The sequence below is a fragment of the Photobacterium sp. OFAV2-7 genome (assembly GCF_022347985.1).
Lineage (GTDB): Bacteria > Pseudomonadota > Gammaproteobacteria > Enterobacterales > Vibrionaceae > Photobacterium.
On sequence record NZ_JAKRFQ010000544.1, the window covers coordinates 1 to 3,534 of the forward strand.

General features: G+C 53.5%; 4 protein-coding genes and 1 pseudogene. All 5 read right to left on the reverse strand.

Annotated elements, in window-relative coordinates:
* A partial coding sequence (locus tag MHN01_RS20585; protein ID WP_239413131.1) for a phage tail protein occupies window positions 1-1,124 on the reverse strand: 1,124 nt, incomplete at its 3' end.
* 10 nt (window positions 1,125-1,134) lie between these two features.
* Window positions 1,135-1,704: a phage tail protein gene (locus MHN01_RS20590; protein ID WP_370646529.1), complete on the reverse strand. Its 570-nt coding sequence runs from the start codon at window positions 1,702-1,704 to the stop codon at window positions 1,135-1,137.
* Window positions 1,705-1,723: 19 nt separating this feature from the next.
* Complete coding sequence (locus tag MHN01_RS20595; protein ID WP_239413133.1) at window positions 1,724-2,911, reverse strand: baseplate J/gp47 family protein; 1,188 nt, start codon at window positions 2,909-2,911, stop codon at window positions 1,724-1,726.
* Window positions 2,904-3,245, reverse strand: coding sequence for a DUF2590 family protein (locus MHN01_RS20600; RefSeq protein WP_239413134.1), 342 nt, complete (start codon window positions 3,243-3,245; stop codon window positions 2,904-2,906). Before MHN01_RS20600 ends, MHN01_RS20595 begins: the two co-directional genes overlap by 8 nt.
* Window positions 3,242-3,534: pseudogene (locus MHN01_RS20605) on the reverse strand (phage tail tape measure protein); the annotation flags it as partial. The pseudogene MHN01_RS20605 and the gene MHN01_RS20600, both read right to left, overlap by 4 nt.

A 3,534-nucleotide genomic window follows, 5' to 3' on the forward strand; every position in this document is an offset into this window, starting at 1 on the left:
TTTGGACAGTCTGCAATTGCACCAAACTTCCTGATATCAACTTCTTTCTTTTTTAGTTCCTGGCTGTTTGCCCACAATCCATTTTTGGTTTGGAATGCAAGCTCATGCATCTTGACCTTGCTGATAATATATTCATCATCCCCCCCATCAAATGCACTGTAATAGCCTAAAGTTTTCACAATGCTGCCAGCTTCAAAAACGCCGCTTAATACCTCGATTTTATTCTCAACATATTGTACAGCCGTTTTTCTCACCCACTCTTTTCCCGCGCTCTCCCCCTCAGGCCTTAAATCCTTCACACTCCCATCCCCCATCACCTGGGCGATTTTGCAGACAAAGTGCGGGGTGGCGGGGTCGGTCGCACCGTCAAAATAGTCGTCCTGCTCATCAGCAGAGACAACGAAATTGTATTTGGTTTCCCACTCACCTGTCGGGGTGCCGTCGCGCCAGGCGTCGAGGTAGATGAACGCGGGCTTTTCCAGTACCTGGATGAAGCTGTCATATTCCATGCTCACACGGTTGCCCGAGACATAACCGGCCCCGGCTTTAATCTTGAAGGAGGCATCCTGCGGCGTTACCAAGAACCCATCTTCGATAAACCAGTCCTTGCCGTTCTGGTCGATGTTGGCCTGTGCGGCATCGTTGTCCATTTTCGCCAGGCGCTTGGTGGAATCGTATTGCCAGGTGGTTGCATCTACCGTGATATTGGTGATTTCAGCAATGTCTTTGTACTCAAGCGACAGGGAACGCACCAGGGTGTTACCCGCAATGCCCGGACGGTTTTCCGTTTTCGGGGTCAGCTTGTGGTGGTCGATGGCAATCAACACGCCTTTTTCTGTGCTGTAGGCACCTGTCCAGTTGAACTCGTATGGACCTTCGGCGCTGGTTAGTGTGGAGGAGTAGATCACCACATTCGGGCCGAGGCGGCCACGCCGTTCGACGGCTTTTTCGGCCACCACATAATCAGTGGGCACACCGTCTTCCGGCTGAGGGAAATCAGCGCGATCAGGGATATTGGCAAAAATCAGCTTATCCACCTTGAACGGGCTTTCTTCCGCATTCACCTGGGCTAATAACGCCTTACCTGCTGTAGTTAGAATTTTGGTATCGGTTGTATTTGCCATTAATGCATCCTCAGCCTTTGACAATTGCTGTGTAGTACTCGCACTCCATGTTGCTCACCTTGGGCTGCATAGGTACGTTAATTCGGGTTGTGATATGGGTTGTTTCGTAGCTGGCCTCTATCGCCTGGGGCTTGGCAGCTATCGGCATCTCGATATACGTCGTGTACTGATAGCGGCGACACGTCCGGCCATACTGGCGGATCACCGTGTCCAGCAGCTCGGGAACGTCGGTCAGGTCGCCGTCGCGGATTTGCAGACTGATCACATCCCAGTCAACTTCCTTCAGCCGTTCATCCTGTGCGATATGCGGATACCCCAACTTATCGAACATCTCTTCCCAGCCTGCTTTGCTGCCGCCGTCTCTGGCGAAGCTGTAGGAGTGGGCCACTCGAATCCGGTATATATCTTCCGGCTCCTGCCCTAGCCGTTTTACGTCACGCTGCCATGCCAGCAAATCGACGATACCGAGCGGGGCCGTTAGCGGGTCATGCTGCTCAAGCGGCATTTTCAGCGCAGCTTCAACATGGCCCCAGTAGTTGTGCAGCGCTCGGGCGAACTTCGCCAGCTCGCCCCGGCCCATCCACCACTTGAACTTAATCTCAGGCAGATTCAAGGCTCACCTCCAACGAGCGCAGGCGCGGAATCGTCAGGTTATTGACGATATCCGGCTGGCCGAACTCCAGTGAATCGATACCCGAAAACTGGGCGTGTAGCTCCTGCCCCAGCTTGGAGAAGCTGAAACGCTTAACCGGGTTGGTGCGGGTTGGCCTGTAATCCGTGTTTTCTCGGAAGGCAGCACGGATGAAGTTATCGGCATCCTTTTTCAGCTGATCACGCTCTGCCGGTGTCAGCTCAGGCTTCGGCCAGAGCTTCATCGTGATGTCCTGCTCATCGCCCGGCAGCGGCATTACCTGCAGATCATCACCGTGTCCGTGCTGGCCGTTGTCACGGATGTGCTGGTTCAGGTCAGCAATCATTTCCGCTGCTGGCTCCCCGGTATCGAGCAAAATCAGGGCGTTGGCTGTACCGGGTCCACGTGGGGCGTTATGTTCGAAATAGATGTTGTCATCCTGGATACCCGCTTTTTCCATCAGCAGGCTGCGATACGCTGCATCAATGTGCCATTTAGCCACGGCAGACCACTGGTTACGTACCCGCAAACGCAAGTCATCATCGCTTTCGGCATCGGCCCCGGCTTCCGTCAGCCAGTCATCGGTATTGGTGGCAGCTGCAATACCGGAAATAGCCTGCGGCAGAATATGGAAATACCCGCCGCCAAGGTTGTAGGCGGCTCCGGCCTCTTCGGCTTCCACCGGGGCCAGTACTACGGTTTCGTTTTCCGGCAGCGTGGTATCTTCGGTAACACGCACCCGGTATATATTGCCGTTGATGGCCTCGGTCTGAATCCAGGTGCCTTTCGGGATGATCAGCGCCGGGCCTTTTACCGCCGCACGCTGAAAGGCAATCATGCCCCGCACCTTACTGGCGGCCTTGCGTTCAACCCGGCAGGCCCATGCCAGCAAATCAAGGTACTTATCTTTGGCTGTTGCCAGGAACATATTCGGCAGGATGTATTTCACCAACAGGATGTTAATCAGCCAGGTTGTGCAGGTAAGCACTGCCAATTCAATCATCCGCCAGAACGGGGAAAAACGGCTGTCGTTGTTGATGACGGCACCTTCTTTTTCCATCTCGGCTTTCAATACCGTTTTCCAGCCGCCTTTATCCGTCGGTATACCCGCATCTTTCACAATCTGCTCGTAATCAGGTTTCGGGATATCAGACACGTTTCTTCTCCACGTCTACGGTCAGCGATAACTCGCCAAAGTCGGTGGTGTCGGCGAACACATAAATCACACCCTCTTTGGGCTCTTCCAGCCTTACGGTTCCCGGCACCAGGCGCACATCCTCTTCAACCAGCAGTTCCAGTTTGGTGCGGATATCAGCTTTCATGGATGGGCTACGCTCGGCAATCAGGTCAACAGCAAGATTGCTTTCGATAATGGCATGCTTGATGTCCTGAGCAATCACGGCGCGGTCTTGGATCAGTATCGGGTTGCGGCCTGCATCCAGCACCAGATCACCGTTTTCGATAAGCACGTCCTGATAGAGATAAGTCATCCTGCAGCCATCTCCAGTTCGTTAGCCAAATCCTGTGGGCTGTTCATCTGCACTGGATAAATGGCAACACCGCCGTAATGTGTCTGACTGCCTGCATAGTTGGCAATACTCTTGGCAGCACCACCCTGCTGAATCTGCACTTTTGGTTTAGCTTTCTGCACCGCTTCGATTCTCGAAACACTTTCAATGTCATCGCCGCCAATACCTGGTATCCAATCAACCAAGCCCTTAACTGAATCCCATATTCCGGCCAGCGATGAAGTGAACCAGTCAAAGACGCTACCGAAAA